This window comes from Brucella sp. H1_1004, from assembly GCF_047308065.1.
In the GTDB taxonomy this organism is placed as follows: Bacteria; Pseudomonadota; Alphaproteobacteria; order Rhizobiales; family Rhizobiaceae; genus Brucella; species Brucella pseudogrignonensis_B.
The window spans coordinates 274,639-289,786 of the sequence record NZ_JAYKZA010000001.1 but is presented as its reverse complement, the minus strand read 5'-3'; the positions used below and the strand labels follow the sequence as shown (position 1 = coordinate 289,786).

Below are 15,148 nucleotides of genomic sequence, written 5' to 3'. Positions count from 1 at the left end.
CGCATCGCATCATGCGGTTTGAAAAAGACATGTTCAAACTGTGTATGGCTTTCGTCATGGCATGGAAGTTTGCCACAACCGACGCTATGTTCTGCGGCAATTACAATCGTGGAGAATTCCATTGAAAATTTTCATTTTCGGCAGTGTGAACGTAGATGTCAGCGCCCGTATGCCAACACTGCCACGTCCCGGCCAGACGCTCAATGCATCCGGCTATGGCATTGGTCTTGGCGGCAAAGGTGCCAATCAGGCGGTTGCGGTGGCAAAGCTTGGCGGCGACGTCCGTTTCGTCGGAGCGGTCGGCAACGATGCCTTTGGCCAATTGGCTGTCAAGGAAATGCAGCAGTTTGGCCTTAACACCGATGGTGTTAAAAGGATTGATGGTGTCGATACCGGCATTGCGATTATTCAGGTTGAAGAAGCCGGGCAGAACACGATTGTTGTTTGCGCTGGTGCCAATGCAAACTGGACCGCTACTGATATCGATGCCTATGCGTCTGACATTGCGAAAGCAAAAATCACGCTGTTGCAGCGTGAAGTGCCGCATGATGTCAATCTTGCTGTTGCAAAGGCTGTGAAAGCTGCCGGTGGCACCGTGTTGCTTGATCCCGCACCTGTGGGTGATGCAAGCCGTATGGCCGATCTGATTGCGTTGAGCGAAATCATCTCGCCCAACGAAACCGAAGCCGCTGAAATTACCGGCATTGAACCAACCGATATTGCATCGGCGGAAGCTGCTGCCCGCCAGCTTCTCGAACGCGGTCCAAAGATCGTTATCGTCAAGCTTGGTGGTCGCGGCTCATTGCTTGTGACAGCTGATGAGGTCAAACACTTTGAACCGTTCAAGGTGAAGGTGGTTGACACTGTTGCTGCTGGCGACAGTTTCAATGGTGGCTTTGCCGTTGCCTATTCGCAGGGTCAGTCGCTGCATGATTGCGTGCGCTTTGCCTCGGCTTCCGGTGCGATTGCCGTGACGCGTGTGGGTGCCGGATCTGCTGCGCCAACGGCCCACGAAGTGGCCGAACTTCTGCAAAAACAGCCATAAATCACAAAAAAGCCATAAAAACCGATGGCAAAAAAGCCGCAAGAATATGAATCTCGCGGCTTTTTTGTGGCAATTGTGTGATTTTAAGCGTGTTTAGAGCGTTGCGAGGCGCTCTGTCAGCAACGTGAAGAAGCCATCCGCATCGACATCCTTGATGAAGAGCGCATTCTTTGGACGGTCTGTTACCTCCCACCAGTCGACGACTGTTTCACCAATGGTCAGTTCGGAATTGATCTCGATTTCCACGTTGCAATGACGGCCAGAATAAAGTTCTGGCTTCAACAGATAGGCGATGACGTTCGGGTCGTGCAGCGGGCCACCATCGGTGCCGTATTTGGCTTCATCATAGCGCTCGAAAAATTCAAGCCATGCAGCAACCACTTCGCCGACATGCGTGCCGAGGCCGCGAATGGCTGCGATGCGCTTCTCGGTGGTCAGCACCTTGTGCGTGACATCAAGCGGCATCATGGTGATTTGAATGCCTGATTTGAACACAACCGCGGCTGCATGTGGATCGACATAGATGTTGAACTCCGCCGATGGCGTGATGTTGCCGCCCTCGAAATAGCCGCCGCCCATCAGCACGATTTCCTTGACGCGTTCTGCGATCTTCGGTTCGCGGATGAGGGCTGATGCAATGTTCGTGAGAGGGCCGAGCGGGCAGAGAGTGACGGTGCCAGCTTCTTCCTTCATCAGTGTTTCGATAATGAAATCAACGCCATGCTGCGCCTGAAGCGGCATGGTGGGTGCAGGCAGATCATAACCGTCAAGGCCGGTCTTGCCATGGACGTTTTCAGCCGTCACGAGCGGGCGCACCAGCGGACGGATAGAGCCTGCAAATACTTTTGTGTCCGGCTTTTTCGCCACTTCACAGATGGTGCGGGCATTGATTTCAGTGCGAGCCAGCGGGCCGTTGCCTGCAACGGCGGTGATGCCGAGAATGTCGAGCTCAGGGCTTGCGAGCGCCAGAAGAATGGCTACTGCATCGTCCTGACCGGGATCGGTATCGATAATGATTTTACGGGCCATGATGTGTTCCTAATAGGGGATTTTAAAGAGCGTTGCGCGCTGCACGAACTGTCTGGTCGACAAGCGCATTGAAGGAGATTTTTGCCGGGCGACGCATATAGGTGACGATGTCATCGGCGAGGAGCGGTTTTGACCAGCGTTCTGCGATAATGCCGGGACCATGCTGGATGGCGATCATGCTCAGAATCTGCGCGGCATTGCAGTCAACGTCGTGGCCGATGCCGCAGACGATTTCCAGCGTCTGGTCGAAGTCACCTTCGCCGAACCAGAGTGCCACAACTTGTGCCGCAGCATTTGGCGTGACGTGAATCCAGTTATACTCGGCATATTCGGCGTCGCATTTTGCCCAGGCATCCTGCCAGTTGTCAGCAGTGCAGCAGGCATCAAGCGCGAAAGCGAGAACCGCGCCATATTCTGTTTCGGTCGAGAAAAGCGCTGCGGTTGAGACCAGCAATTCGCGCGTGTTTTGAACCGCAAAGGCGCGGGCCGCCATGACAGCATTGAAAACTTCGCCCAGAATTCCGTTTCCGGCGTGGGAGATTTCAGCATCCATCCAGGCAAGGCGGGCAGCTTCACGCGCACGTCCCGGCACGACCATGCCGCAGATTGTGCCGCGCATCTGAGCGCCGATCCATTCATCGAACGGATTGTCGGACGTGCCTGTTTCAGGCGCCGTGAGGCCGCGACGCATATTGGAAAGGGCGATTGCCTCCGCCGACCAGCCTAGCGGGATCAGCGAGGTCCAGCGTTCGGCAATGTCGACGCTGGTCACAGAAGAACCCTTTTCGCCAAAGGCTTCCAGAAAGGCGATCTCAAAGGTGATGTCGTCATTATAAGTGTTGGGCTCGCGCACATAATCGCGGATTGGACCGAAAACCTCCATGATGTTCTCAGCCGTATAGCCCTCAAGTGCTGTGCCAGCCGCAGCACCCACCAGCTGCGCCATCCATGCGCCCGCGGTACGGTCGCGGAAATCATCAGACTGGATAGGGTAAGCGACATCTTCCGGCCACTTCACGCTCGCGTCAAACGCGTCCCATGATGCAAAGCGGATGGTTTTCTGCGATGGATGCTCGGGATCGGGCTTTGCCGCGCGCATGAGTATGCGCAAACGCATATCGATGCGATAAAGCGTTTCAAAATCAGAGCGCTCCAATGCTGCAAGCCCGTCGCGCAGAAGCTCTGCATAGGGTGCCAGCACATAACCCTTGTTTTCAAGCGATTGCAGCGCACCGGCCATCAGGCATTCGGGTGCTGCTGAACCCGGCACATTGCTTTTCCAGAACATGGCCATGAGATCGTCTTGCGCCTTCATGACGGCGCTTGCGTCCCATGTCTGCTCTTCTGCGGTGCGTATAACAGGCTTCGTGTCGCGCAGCAGATCGCGTGTCAGCTCCCAGGCTTTCATGTTTTTCTCGTTTTCATGCATATCAGGATTTCTTCAACTGTCTTGCACGCCGCTGTCTTCTTGCGGCGTGTACCGTCAGCACCACAACGGGCACGAGATAAGGGATCATCTGCATCAGCTCGAACGGCAGTCCGAGGCTTTGCAAGGTGATTGCCAGCGATTCCGCTGCAGCCAGCACAAGACTTGCGACCAGCGTTCCCCACGCTGTTCCCTGTCCCATCACTTCGGCTGCAATGGCGATGAAGCCACGACCAGCGGTCATGTTCTGGCCGAACCATGTCACATAGCCGAGCGAGAGATAGGCACCTGCTGCACCGCCAAAGATGCCCGAAAGTATGAGCGCCTGCATCTGAACGCGTCCGGTGTGAATGCCTGCTGCACGCGCCGATTTCGGATCAACACCGGTTGCGCGCAGATGAAGACCGAACCGTGTCCGCATCATCAAAAGGCTGACGGCTGGAACAGCCAGCAATGCGGCAAAGCTCAGAATATGGATATTGCCGATATAGGGAATGGCAAAACTTGGCAACGCGCCGCTTTTCAGTGCGCCCGACATGCCCTTGTCGCCGGTGGCAAGAAATAGCCCCAGCGTGGTGCCTGCTGCCGCAGCAATATTGAGTGCGATGCCGGTCATAATGAGATCGGTGCGGAGCTTGTTGACCGACAGGGACATAAGCCAACCAAGAAAGGCACCGACTATAAGGGCTGCGAGGAGACCGATGGCCGGGCTTCCCGTCGCCGCACTTGCGAGAACCGCAATCAGTGCTGCAATCAGCATCATGCCTTCCATGCCGATATTCAACACACCTGCACGATCGGAAATCATTACGCCCAGCGCTGCCAGCAACAAGGGGGTGGCGACACGCAGAATGGTTGCGATAAAGGCTGGATCGAGAATTTGTGCAAGAACTGCGCTCATGACTGTTCTCCTTCCCGATTGCGTAGGTTGCGGATCACACGCAGCACTGTCGGATGATTATGAATCACCCCGGCGGTTGCTCCCACCATAATGGCAGCAGTTATGAGCCCAACAACTTCGGTGGGAATATTCATATTGCGCGCGAGAAGATCGCCGCCAATCTGAACAAAGCCCAGAAACAGTGCTGCCGGAATGAGGAGAAACGGGTTTTCTCGACCAAGGATGGCGACCACCAGACCCGTCCAGCCATAACCGGGCAGATCAAGCCATGAGAAGCGGTTATGCAGGCCCAGAACTTCCAGCGCACCCGCCATTCCCGCCACCAAACCACCCACAATTTGCGCGCGCATGATGATGCCTTTGAGCGGCAGGCCCAGATGGTTTGCAAATCCGGGACTGGAGCCTGCAATGCGGATATTGAGGCCGGAACGTGTCCAGTAAAGCCAGATGCCACCTGCGATACAGGCGAGAATGGCAATGATCGAGCCGGAGTTCAAGCGCGTGCTTGCCAGAAGCCTGTCAAGCTTTGCTTCGGGTGGAATGCGCATGGACATCATGCCGCCTGCAGCCGGGTCGCGGATCACATAATTGAGCACAAACAGTCCAAGAAACAGGAAGGCATAGTTGAGAACCAGCGATGTCACCATTTCAGATGCGCCAAAGCGCAGGCGCAGCGCTGCCGGGATCGTACAGGCAAAGCTGCCCGCAACGGCGCCGCACAAAATGGCGACCGGCAGTGTGAACCAGCCAAGCGATGGCAGCAGAACGGCACCCGCAACGGCACCCAGTGCTCCAAGGAAGAAGCCGCTTTCCGCACCGAGATTAAAAAGGCCAGACCGGAAAAGAATGGTGATGGCAAGGCCCGTCAGCATGATCGGTGTTGCCGCTTCTACCACATTGCCCATATGGCGAATGCTGCCGAATGGCCCGAGGAAGAAGGTTTTGAGCACACCAGCCGGATTATCCTGCATCAGGGCCAATGGCACAATGAGCAGCGCCATGATGACGCCGATCACCAAGACGGTCAGAAAGAAGGGAATAAGATAGGATATAAATCTACGCATTAAGCTGTAACTCTCTGCTTAAGCATGATCTTAACCAAAAACCGTTTTTCACTTTTTGGGATCATGCTCGCGTGCCCAGCATATAAGGTCCAAGGACTGCCGGCGTAATATCGGGTCCGTTCTTGAGGACGGCAACAATCCGGCCATTGAAGAACACGACGATGCGATCGCTTAGCCGCAGCAGTTCATCGAGATCGGCACTAATGAGAAGCACAGCGCAGCCGCCCTGCGCCACTTCATCGATGCGCCGATGCAGGAAGGCTGCTGCTGAAACATCAATGCCGCGCGTTGGCTGATCGGCGATCAGGAATTTAGGATTGGTGGCAAGTTCGCGCGCGGCAATCAGCTTCTGCGCATTGCCGCCTGACAGCGAGTCGAGCCTTTCGGTGATTGCACCTGCACGCACCGAATATTGTTTAATCATGCCGCTGACACGCGCTTTGATCGCGCTCCAGCGCAGAAACGGGCCAAAATCAGTGTTGCGGTCTCCATCTGTGCCAGCAATCGTATTTTCAGCCAGAGACAAGCCCGGCGCACCGCCTTGTGAAAAGCGGTCGGCAGGCAGATAGGCCAGGCCTTTTTTGCGCCAGCTGGCCGTGTCGGCGGCACCCATATCTGCGCCGTTCAGGGTGATTGTACCTTGAGATGCGTGCATCAGACCAGACAAAGCGGAAACCAGTCCGCGCTGGCCGCTGCCATCCACACCCGCAACACCGACGATTTCGCCTGCGCCAATGGTAAGGTTTACATCGCGGATACGGTCGGCAGGGTCGAGGGCTTCAATGGTGACGCCCTTCATTTCAAGCACTGTTTGCGTTGCGTCGAGCTTATGTGCGCGTTGCGGGATTTCGACCGCATGGCCCATAACCATCTGCATGATGGCGTCGTCTGGCACATCGGCGAGCTTTTCGGTTCCTGCAACCGCGCCTGCACGCAAAACCGTGACGCTTTCGGCCAGTTCGCGCACTTCATTGAGCTTATGAGAAATGAAGAGAATGGTGATGCCTTCATCGCGTAGGGCTTTCAGCCTGCGCATCAGCTCTTCAATTTCGGGGGGCGAAAGAACGGCGGTCGGCTCATCCAGGATCAGCAGCCTTGTGCGCCGCGCCAGCGCCTTGAGGATTTCGACCTTCTGCTGGGCTGCAACCGAAAGCGTGCCTGTGATCGCATCCGGATCGGCATGCAGATCATAATGCTGCATCAGCTCTTCGACGCTTTTGCGCGCGCTAACACGGTCGATAAAGCCGCCTTTTACCGGCTCATGGCCGAGAATGATATTTTCGGTGACGCTCAGTGTCGGCACCAGCGAGAAATGCTGATGCACCATGCCGATACCTCGGGCGCTGGCATCTTCCGGCGACCATGATGAGATCGTCTGGCCGTCGATCACGATCTCGCCTGCGGTGGCATTTTCGATGCCGAACAGGATTTTCATGAGCGTGGATTTGCCTGCACCGTTCTCGCCGCAAATGGCGTGGATCGAACCGGCGCGGATCGAAAAGGACACATCGCGCAGTGCTACAGTGCCGTTCGGATAGACCTTGCTCACATCTCGGAAGGCGACGATTGCATCGCCGCCTTCAACGGTTCCAGATTGTTTTTCCACGATTATGGACGAACCTTGTTGCGGATCGCGTTAAGATCCTCTGTGCTCATGCCAAATGCGGTTGGAACGGAGATTTTGCCTTCAGAAATTTCATCAGATGCTTTTTTAATAGCATCTTTGGTTTCCTGTGAGGCCATGGAAGCCATGTTGCCATCCTGCACAATGCCGACAGCGCCTTCTTTCAAGCCCAGCGCTTCGGCCTTTCCGAATGGAAGATTGCCTTCCTTGAAGCGGTCATAGGCCTGCAAAAGGCTGACATCAACGTTTTTCAAAACGGAGCTGACGACCTGCTTGGCCATGGCCGGATCGCTGTCCTTGAAGATGGCTTCCTGATCTGAATCGACGCCCAGCACATATTTTCCGGTTTCTTTTGCCGCCGAAAGCTGGCCGAGGCCGGTCTGCGAGGCAACGACAAAGCCGAGGGGCACGCCAGCACGATACTGCGCAAGGCCAAGCTCTTTGCCCTTCGCCGCATCCATGAAGGAACCGGCATAGGAAATCGCAACCTTTACATCCGGCTCAACGGCTTGCGCACCCGCAATATAACCAACGAGGAAGTCGTTGATCACGGGAATGTCCATGCCGCCAAGGAAACCCAGCTTATTGCCTGCTTCACCGAGCTTGCCGTCTTTCAGCAGCGAGGCCGCCAGCATCCCACCGAGATAAGAGCCTTCGTTCTGTTTGTACTGGATGGAATAAACGTTGTCATAGCCGCCTTCTTCGTAAGGCACGCTTGCATCATAGAGGACATATTTTTTGTCCGGATATTGCTGCGCAACGGAGCCTACGGTTTCCGACATCTGGTAGGTGCCGCCGATGATCAGATCCCAGTCCTGTTCAGAGGCATCGAGGAACACGGGTTCCCACTTGGTTGGATCGTCACCGATTTCGAGAATCTTGGTTTCGACGTCGTCGCCATATTTGTCCTTGATCATCTTCATGCCATTGGCGGCGGAATCGAAGAAAGATTTATCGCCGAGCGCGCCATTGATGATGAGCAGGATCTTGTCCTGTGCCTGTGCTGCCGTGGTGGCAACGCTGCCCAGCGCCGTAGAGCCGGCGAGAGCGAGGGCAAGATGAAACATTCCCCGTCTGGTGAACTTGAACACAACAGAACTCCATTTTTACATCAATAAAGAGATGGAATTTCTGTTTCGGGCTTTTCGCCTCTTTTTACAGATCCCCCACACTTGCCCGATCAAACGATGCTGGCAAGTGCAAGTCAATCTCCAATTTTTAGAACGTCTGTGGACAAGGTAAGCTATTGCGCGGGAGGCTATTAAAGCGTTCGATTATTTCACGAATGCCTGACTGGGGTGACGTAAAGCCGGGTCAAAAGGGTTGAGTTTCTCGGAAATAGCGGCTGCTTCACGCTGCAAAAGTTCCGTGATCGTGTGCTGACGTTTTTCGGTGAGTCTCGAGGCCAGTGTGCCGATGCTGAGTGCCGCTACCGCTTCGCCATTGCGGTTTAATACTGGAACGCCTAAGCCCGCCATGCCGTCAATCATGTTGAAGTTGAAGGTGGATGCGCCAGTTTCGCGCACCTCCGCGATCATGATGCGAAGATCAACCTCGTCAATGGTGGCCTTATCCAGAATGCGGGGCATGTTGAAACGGATGATCGCCTCGCGCTCTTCTTCCGGCAGAAAGGACAGAATGGCAAGGCTGCCCTGGCCGATGCCAAGCGGCACCTTGCCACCGATATCGCCAGTATAAGAGCGTATCGGAAACGGCCCTTCCACGCGATCAAGACAGACCGCATCGAAATTGCTGCGCACGAGCAGGAAGACGGTATCGTTGAAGGTGGTTGAAAGTCGCAAGAGGGAAGGACGGGCGAGGCTCAAAATTCCATCGCGCTGACGTGCTTGCGCTGCCATGGCAAAAAATTCGAGCGACAGACGATAGGCCTTCTTGTCGGGAAGCTGTTCGACAAGGTTTTCCGCAATCAGCGTCTTGAGCAAACGATGGGCCGAAGGCTGGCTTAATTCCAGATCGCGGGCCAGATCAATCAGGCGGACACCGTCTTCGGTGCTACTGGCCAGACCTTTTAAAATATGAATTGCCTTCACCAAACTTGAGTTAAGCGCGGCGCCAGATTTCATATTCTCTGATATATCATCCATAAAATTGCTTCCAAATTCTGTATATTAAAAGAAATATATAATTTCTTCCGAAATTGAAAATTATAATTTGTAATCGTTCAAAATTTTCTGCCATTTAAAATCCGTCGCCAATGGGAAGGTCCGGCAAGGTATCCAGTGGATGCTGTAAGCGGATCGGCGGTTTTAACTTGAAGTAAGGGGAACGCTGCGGTCGCATCTTTGGCCGGATAATCACGCGTTCAAACGATCCAAGTCTGATCAGCGCTTTATGCGCGGTCGAACCGCTTCCGCCAGCCAAGCCCTATCGAAGAGGCGACGTGAGACAACATCACGGCGCTTCCGCTCCCCCAGCCTATGGCGGAAGGCTTGCCGAGAGGGAGACCCGATGAGCTTTTTGACCCTTTCCAATATTTCCCGTTATTACGGCAAGTTCGCAGCCGTCGATAACTTCAATCTGGAGATTGAAAAGGGAGAGTTCATCTCGCTTCTGGGTCCTTCGGGCTGCGGCAAGACGACAACCTTGCAGATGATTGCTGGCCTTGTGCCGCCATCGTCCGGTACGATCACACTGGATGGCCGCGAGATCACCCGCCTTGCGCCAGCCAAGCGCGAACTGGGCGTGGTCTTTCAGAGCTATGCACTCTTCCCCCACATGACCGTGGCGCAGAATGTGAGTTTCGGGCTTGAAATGCGCAAAGTGCCAAAGGCCGAGCGCGAAAAGCGCGTTCGCGATGTGCTGGAACTGGTGCGTCTGAGCGCCTTGGCTGATCGTTATCCGCGTGAAATGTCCGGTGGTCAGCGTCAGCGTGTGGCGATTGCCCGCGCACTGGTCATCAATCCTCCGGTGTTATTGCTTGATGAGCCGCTTTCCAATCTTGATGCGCAGCTGCGCGAAGAAATGCAGTTTGAACTGCGCCGCATTCAGCGCACGGTTGGCATCACAACGATCATGGTAACACATGATCAGGCGGAAGCGCTGTCGATCAGCGACCGCATCGTGGTGATGGAAAAAGGTCTGATCACGCAGGTCGATGCGCCTTACAAGCTTTATGAGCATCCGCATAATCATTTTATTTCCAACTTTGTTGGTAAGTCGAATTTCCTCAAAGCCCATGCCGATGGCGAGCATATTACGCTGGCTGATACGCAGGTGCGTTTCCCTGCAAAGGACGTGTCTGCGTCGGGCGAAGTTTCTGTCTTCATTCGACCGGAAAAAGTGCATCTCGTTGATGAAGATCAGGGCCATGTCAGCGGTGAAGTCACGACACGTTACTTTATGGGCGCACAGTGGCTGCTCGGCGTGCTGACGCCTGCCGGCATGTTGTCGGTCGCTTTGCCAAATCTCGGCAACCCGCCGCCCATCGAAGGCAGCAGGGTCGGCTTATCATGGGATCATGAGCATTGCCGTGTTCTTGAGAAGGGGGCGCACTGATCATGAGTGCCGCTTTACAAACAGGTTCCGGTGAGACGAAAGAACGGCGGAACTGGATGCCGGTCTTTCTGACAGGTCCATCCACTCTGATGTTTTTTGCGCTGGTGCTGCTGCCGCTGGCACTCACCGTCATGTTGTCGTTCAACAGCTACAGCTATGACAAAGGCATTGAGGCCGTCTATACGATCTCCAATTATACCCAAGTGCTTCAGGACCCTTATTACCTGAACATCTTCTGGCGCACGCTCAAGCTTGCCTTTATTACCACTGTGATCACTGTGCTGATCGGCGTACCGGAAGCCTACATTCTGTCCAATATGCGCGCACCTTGGCGCTCGATTTTCCTGCTGGTGATTATTGGCCCGCTGCTGGTTTCGGTTGTGGTGCGTACCTTTGGCTGGAGTATGCTTTTGGGCCGCAACGGGCTTGTGAACAGCGTGCTGGAATTTGTCGGTCTGCCAGCCCAACAAATCCTCTACACTGAAACGGCCATCGTGATCGGCCTTGTGCATATTATGCTGCCCTTCATGGTGATCCCTGTCTGGACCGTGCTGCAAAAGCTTGATCCGACGGTTGAAGCCGCTGCGCTCACGCTTGGTGCATCACGCTTCACAGCGCTGCGCCGCGTGGTGTTCCCGCAGGCGGTCCTCGGTATTCTGTCTGGCAGCCTGATCGTCTTTGCGCTCTCGGCAAGTTCGTTTGCTATTCCGGGTCTGCTTGGCGGGCGTCGTCTCAAAATGGCGGCGACCGTCGTCTATGACGAATTCCTGATCGAGCTGAACTGGCCACTTGGTGCCGCCATCGCCATCATCGTTCTGGTCGCCAATCTTGTGATCATGATCGCCTATAATCGCATGCTTGAAGGGCAGGCGAGAAAGAAGCTGGGGTAACGGCCATGGTCAAAAACGGTCCTTTTGCTCTTCTTTTCCACACGCTGGTCGTCATCTTCATGTTGGCGCCAATGGTTGTGGTGTGTCTGGTGGCATTCACGCCTGAAAACACGCTGACCATGCCGTGGAACGGCTTTTCGTTGCGCTGGTTCTATGCCGTATTCGCGCATAACGACTTCATGACGTCGTTCTCGAATTCGCTGAAACTCGCAATCTTCTCCGCAACGATATCAACATTGCTTGCCGTTCCGTCAGGCCTTGCCATTGCGCAGTATAATTTCCGTGGCCGCGATGCGCTCAATGCTTTGTTTCTGTCGCCGCTAATCATTCCGCATCTGGTGCTTGGCGTCGCTTTCCTGCGTCTCTTTTCGTTGATGGGCCTTACGGGTTCGTTTGGCTGGCTGGTCGCAACGCATGTGATTGTTGTAACGCCTTATGCACTGCGCCTCATTCTGGCATCACTGAGCAGCATGGATCGCAATGCGGAAAACGCAGCGCGTACGCTGGGCGCTGGCGAATGGACCGTGTTCCGTCGCGTGACGTTGCCGCTGCTGCTGCCGGGATTGTCGGGTGGCTGGCTGCTTGCTTTCATCAACTCGTTTGATGAGCTGACCATGTCGATCTTCGTCACCTCGCCATCCACCGTCACGCTTCCGGTCCGCATGTATATGTATGCAAGCGAATCCATCGATCCGATGATGGCGGCTGTGTCTGCGCTGATGATCCTCGTTGCAACCGTGACCATGGTGATTATCGACCGTCTGTTTGGTCTTGATCGCGTCCTCGTGGGCAAAGGCTAAGCGGGTCAATCATGTCAATCCCGGTTTTGCCTGCCGTGGCGCAATTTCGCAGACGTTATCGGCTGAATGAACAGCCGGTCAGCTTCTCGCTTAACGGCGTGCTGTTTGAGGGACGCCGTGGCGATACCGTGCTGACCGCCATTCTCTCGGTGCAGGGAAAGTTGCGTCATACCGAATTTACCGGGGAGCCGCGTGCGGGTTTCTGTCTGATTGGCGCGTGTCAGGATTGTCATGTCATGACCAATGAAGGGGGGCGGGTGCGCGCCTGCACGACACTTCTGGAAGATGGTATGTCCTTTGTGACGGAGCCTGCATTATGAGCGCGTTGCTCAATCCGGTTATTGTTGGCGCTGGTCCCGCAGGCATCCGCGCCGCTGAAACGCTGGTCAAAGCGGGTCTTAAGCCCATTGTGCTTGATGAAGGCTTTCGATCCGGTGGCCAGATTTATCGCCGTCCGCCGTTTGATGATGGCCGCAGCTATAAAGCGCGTTACGGATCGGAAGCGCATAAGGCTGAAGTGCTGCACAAGACTTTTGACGCGTTGCGCGGCGCAATCGATTATCGCCCGGAAACGCTCGTCTGGAATATCACGCGCGGCGAGGGCGATCGTCTTGATCTGCTGACCAATGGCTCGCATAGCCAGCTGGCCTACAGCCATCTCATTCTCGCGACCGGTGCGACCGACCGGGTTCTGCCTTTTAAAGGCTGGACCAAGCCCGGTGTTTATACGCTTGGCGCATCGCAGACCGCACTCAAAGCGCAAGGTTGTACGGTTGGCGAGCGGGTGGTGTTCATGGGGTCGGGACCGCTGCTCTATCTGGTGGCCTGGCAGTATTATCATGCCGGTGCAAAGGTCGTAGCGGTTCTCGACACGGCACCCTTCACCTCCAAGTTTCATCTGGCACATCTCGCGCTTTATGCGCCGCGCATTGTGGCGCTCGGCGCTTATTATGGTCTGCGTCTGAAACTTGGTGGCGTGCCGATCCATTATAATGTCCGGCCGGATGAGGTTCTGGGCGAAGTCCATGTCGAAGGCATTCGCTTTCGCACGGGCAAGCGCGTTTGCGAGGCTCAGTGCGATGCGCTGGCTTATGGTTTTGCGCTGCGTCCTGAAACCCAGCTTGCCGATCTCGCCGGATGCGAATTCCGCTTTGAAGAACGTGACCGTGCATGGCTTCCTGCAGCTGACAGGCTTGGTCGTTCAAGCCGCGACGGTGTGTATGTGGCGGGTGACGGTGCAGGCATTGCCGGTGCCGATGCCGCTGAAATTCGGGGGACATTGGCCGCGATTGCATTGCTCCGCGACATGGGCCTGCCGTTTGACGAAGACATGGAACGCGGGCTTCTCACAAAGCTCGATCATATCTATCGCGAGCGCCTGATCGTCGAAAAAGCATTTCCGTTCCCGCGCGACTGGTTCGACACGGTTGCAAATGAAGTCACGCTTTGCCGTTGCGAAGAAATTGCGGTGCGTGACGCAAAAGACGTCATCGGCCAGGGCGACACGCGTGAGATCAATCGGCTGAAGGCGCTGACCCGTGTCGGTATGGGCCGTTGTCAGGGGCGCATGTGTACCGCAGCCGCCGCCGAACTTCTGGCGTCGCTGCAGGACAAAACGCCTGCAGAATTCGGGCGTATCCGTGCACAGGCGCCGGTCAAGCCGATCCCGCTCGGCTTTGGCGCTCCGTCCAGGGAAGGCGCATCGTCATGATGAAACAACTTCAGGCGGATGCGGTTATTATTGGCGGCGGGATTGTCGGCGGATCGGCGGCGCTTTTCATGCGTCAGGCCGGATTGTCGGTCATCCTGCTCGATAAGGGCTTTTGCGGTGCGCAGGCAAGCGGCGTCAATTATGGCGGCGTTCGCAGGCAGGGCCGCGCGCCGGAACAGCTGCCGCTGGCCCAGCGTTCGCACAAATTGTGGGCGCGGCTGCCGGAACTGATCGGCATTGATGGCGAATATAGCCGCAGCGGACATTTGAAACTTGCCCGAACAGAAGCGCATTTCGCCAAGCTTGAAGCCTATGCCGACGAAGTCAAACCGCTCGGCCTGGAGCTTGAACTGATCGGCGGCAATGCCGTGCGCGAACGTTTCCCATGGCTTCCGGGCGATGTGGCCGGTGCTTCGCTTTGTGCGGAAGATGGCAATGCCAATCCGCGACTGGTTTCGCCTGCTTTTGCCCGCGCCGCACAGGCTGCAGGTGCCACCGTGCTGGAAAACACACCGGTCATTGAAGCGCGTGAGACTGGTGACGGCTTTGCCATTCTGGCTGGAAACGGCATCGAAATTCGCTCTCCCCTTCTGTTCAATTGCGCGGGGGCGTGGTCAGGTCAGTTTGCGGCTTCGTTCGGTGAGCCGGTTCCGTTGACGCGGATTTATCCCACAATGGTTGTGACAGAGCCAATGCCGTTTTGCTTGCCGATGAGCCTTGGCGAAGAAGGCGGCGGCTTCTACGGTCGTCAGGTCACCCGCGGCAATTATGTAATGGGTGGCGGACGCGGTACGCCGCTTGAAAATCCGGATTTTTCGCGGCCTTCAGTCAATGCGGCATCCGCAGTGATGCTGCGGGCGATTGAGCTTTTCCCGCATCTCAAACATGCGCAGGTTATTCGCTTCTGGTCGGGCACTGAAGCCGAAATGCCGGATGATAATCCGGTGATCGGGCCAAGCAGCCGGGTCAAAAATCTTTATCACGCCTTCGGTTTTAACGGTGCCGGGTTCCAGACCGGACCTGCCGTGGGCGCAGTTCTGTGCGATCTCGCAACCAAAGGCGAAACAGAAACACCGATCGAAGCCTTTTCGATCAACCGTTTTACTTCAACCAATATCAAGCTTAACATGGAAGGGAACTAA

14 protein-coding genes are annotated in these 15,148 nt (G+C 55.6%); 7 read left to right on the top strand and 7 right to left on the bottom strand.

The window, feature by feature from the left end; all coding sequences use genetic code 11:
- Positions 1-61: 61 nt before the first annotated feature.
- The gene (gene rbsK, locus U2P60_RS01475) at positions 62-1,045 is read left to right on the top strand and encodes a ribokinase (RefSeq protein WP_413571958.1); all 984 of its coding nucleotides are present in this window, start codon (positions 62-64) and stop codon (positions 1,043-1,045) included.
- Positions 1,046-1,138: 93 nt separating this feature from the next.
- Here the strand turns inward: rbsK and U2P60_RS01470 are convergent, their stop codons facing one another.
- The 7 genes from U2P60_RS01470 to U2P60_RS01440 form a co-directional block, all read right to left on the bottom strand.
- Positions 1,139-2,074 carry a nucleoside hydrolase gene (locus U2P60_RS01470; protein WP_313828875.1) on the bottom strand — a complete coding sequence of 312 codons (936 nt, stop codon included), beginning with the start codon at positions 2,072-2,074 and terminating at the stop codon, positions 1,139-1,141.
- A gap of 22 nt (positions 2,075-2,096) precedes the next feature.
- Positions 2,097-3,482 carry an ADP-ribosylglycohydrolase family protein gene (locus U2P60_RS01465; RefSeq protein WP_413570944.1) on the bottom strand — a complete coding sequence of 462 codons (1,386 nt, stop codon included), beginning with the start codon at positions 3,480-3,482 and terminating at the stop codon, positions 2,097-2,099.
- Between the two features lie 22 nt (positions 3,483-3,504).
- Positions 3,505-4,401, bottom strand: a complete 897-nt coding sequence (locus tag U2P60_RS01460) for an ABC transporter permease (RefSeq protein WP_313828872.1) — start codon at positions 4,399-4,401, stop codon at positions 3,505-3,507.
- Complete coding sequence (locus U2P60_RS01455) at positions 4,398-5,465, bottom strand: ABC transporter permease (protein ID WP_413570943.1); 1,068 nt, start codon at positions 5,463-5,465, stop codon at positions 4,398-4,400. Before U2P60_RS01455 ends, U2P60_RS01460 begins: the two co-directional genes overlap by 4 nt.
- A 61-nt stretch (positions 5,466-5,526) precedes the next feature.
- Positions 5,527-7,071, bottom strand: a complete 1,545-nt coding sequence (locus tag U2P60_RS01450; protein ID WP_413570942.1) for an ABC transporter ATP-binding protein — start codon at positions 7,069-7,071, stop codon at positions 5,527-5,529.
- A gap of 2 nt (positions 7,072-7,073) precedes the next feature.
- Positions 7,074-8,180 (bottom strand): BMP family ABC transporter substrate-binding protein, encoded by a 1,107-nt coding sequence (locus U2P60_RS01445; protein ID WP_413570941.1) that lies wholly within the window; start codon positions 8,178-8,180, stop codon positions 7,074-7,076.
- A 183-nt stretch (positions 8,181-8,363) separates the two neighbouring features.
- Entirely contained in the window at positions 8,364-9,194 is an 831-nt protein-coding gene (locus tag U2P60_RS01440; protein WP_313828868.1) for an IclR family transcriptional regulator, read from the bottom strand.
- Positions 9,195-9,558: 364 nt separating this feature from the next.
- Here U2P60_RS01440 and U2P60_RS01435 point away from each other — a divergent pair, with 364 nt between their 5' ends.
- Genes U2P60_RS01435 through U2P60_RS01410 form a run of 6 tightly spaced genes read left to right on the top strand, consistent with a single transcriptional unit; the run spans position 9,559 to position 15,148 of the window.
- On the top strand, positions 9,559-10,605 hold the full coding sequence (locus U2P60_RS01435; RefSeq protein ID WP_413570940.1) for an ABC transporter ATP-binding protein: 1,047 nt from the start codon (positions 9,559-9,561) through the stop codon (positions 10,603-10,605).
- Positions 10,606-10,607: 2 nt separating this feature from the next.
- Positions 10,608-11,495 (top strand): ABC transporter permease, encoded by an 888-nt coding sequence (locus tag U2P60_RS01430; protein WP_413570939.1) that lies wholly within the window; start codon positions 10,608-10,610, stop codon positions 11,493-11,495.
- Positions 11,496-11,500: 5 nt separating this feature from the next.
- Positions 11,501-12,295, top strand: a complete 795-nt coding sequence (locus tag U2P60_RS01425; protein WP_313828865.1) for an ABC transporter permease — start codon at positions 11,501-11,503, stop codon at positions 12,293-12,295.
- 11 nt (positions 12,296-12,306) lie between these two features.
- Positions 12,307-12,615 carry a (2Fe-2S)-binding protein gene (locus tag U2P60_RS01420; RefSeq protein WP_413570938.1) on the top strand — a complete coding sequence of 103 codons (309 nt, stop codon included), beginning with the start codon at positions 12,307-12,309 and terminating at the stop codon, positions 12,613-12,615.
- On the top strand, positions 12,612-14,006 hold the full coding sequence (locus U2P60_RS01415) for an FAD-dependent oxidoreductase (RefSeq protein ID WP_413570937.1): 1,395 nt from the start codon (positions 12,612-12,614) through the stop codon (positions 14,004-14,006). The genes U2P60_RS01420 and U2P60_RS01415 overlap by 4 nt, the downstream gene beginning before the upstream one ends.
- A complete protein-coding gene (locus U2P60_RS01410; RefSeq protein WP_413570936.1) occupies positions 14,003-15,148 on the top strand; it encodes an NAD(P)/FAD-dependent oxidoreductase in 1,146 nt (381 codons plus the stop codon). The genes U2P60_RS01415 and U2P60_RS01410 overlap by 4 nt, the downstream gene beginning before the upstream one ends.

What these genes read in the sequence shown, in the direction of transcription:
- U2P60_RS01470 (WP_313828875.1), bottom strand. Translation starts at nt 2,074, where the DNA reads ATGGCCCGTAAAATCATTATCGATACCGATCCCGGTCAGGACGATGCA.
- U2P60_RS01455 (WP_413570943.1), bottom strand. Translation starts at nt 5,465, where the DNA reads ATGCGTAGATTTATATCCTATCTTATTCCCTTCTTTCTGACCGTCTTG.
- U2P60_RS01425 (WP_313828865.1), top strand. Translation starts at nt 11,501, where the DNA reads ATGGTCAAAAACGGTCCTTTTGCTCTTCTTTTCCACACGCTGGTCGTC.
- U2P60_RS01430 (WP_413570939.1), top strand. Translation starts at nt 10,608, where the DNA reads ATGAGTGCCGCTTTACAAACAGGTTCCGGTGAGACGAAAGAACGGCGG.
- U2P60_RS01420 (WP_413570938.1), top strand. Translation starts at nt 12,307, where the DNA reads ATGTCAATCCCGGTTTTGCCTGCCGTGGCGCAATTTCGCAGACGTTAT.
- U2P60_RS01460 (WP_313828872.1), bottom strand. Translation starts at nt 4,401, where the DNA reads ATGAGCGCAGTTCTTGCACAAATTCTCGATCCAGCCTTTATCGCAACC.
- rbsK (WP_413571958.1), top strand. Translation starts at nt 62, where the DNA reads ATGGAAGTTTGCCACAACCGACGCTATGTTCTGCGGCAATTACAATCG.
- U2P60_RS01410 (WP_413570936.1), top strand. Translation starts at nt 14,003, where the DNA reads ATGATGAAACAACTTCAGGCGGATGCGGTTATTATTGGCGGCGGGATT.
- U2P60_RS01465 (WP_413570944.1), bottom strand. Translation starts at nt 3,482, where the DNA reads ATGAAAGCCTGGGAGCTGACACGCGATCTGCTGCGCGACACGAAGCCT.
- U2P60_RS01415 (WP_413570937.1), top strand. Translation starts at nt 12,612, where the DNA reads ATGAGCGCGTTGCTCAATCCGGTTATTGTTGGCGCTGGTCCCGCAGGC.
- U2P60_RS01440 (WP_313828868.1), bottom strand. Translation starts at nt 9,194, where the DNA reads ATGGATGATATATCAGAGAATATGAAATCTGGCGCCGCGCTTAACTCA.
- U2P60_RS01435 (WP_413570940.1), top strand. Translation starts at nt 9,559, where the DNA reads ATGAGCTTTTTGACCCTTTCCAATATTTCCCGTTATTACGGCAAGTTC.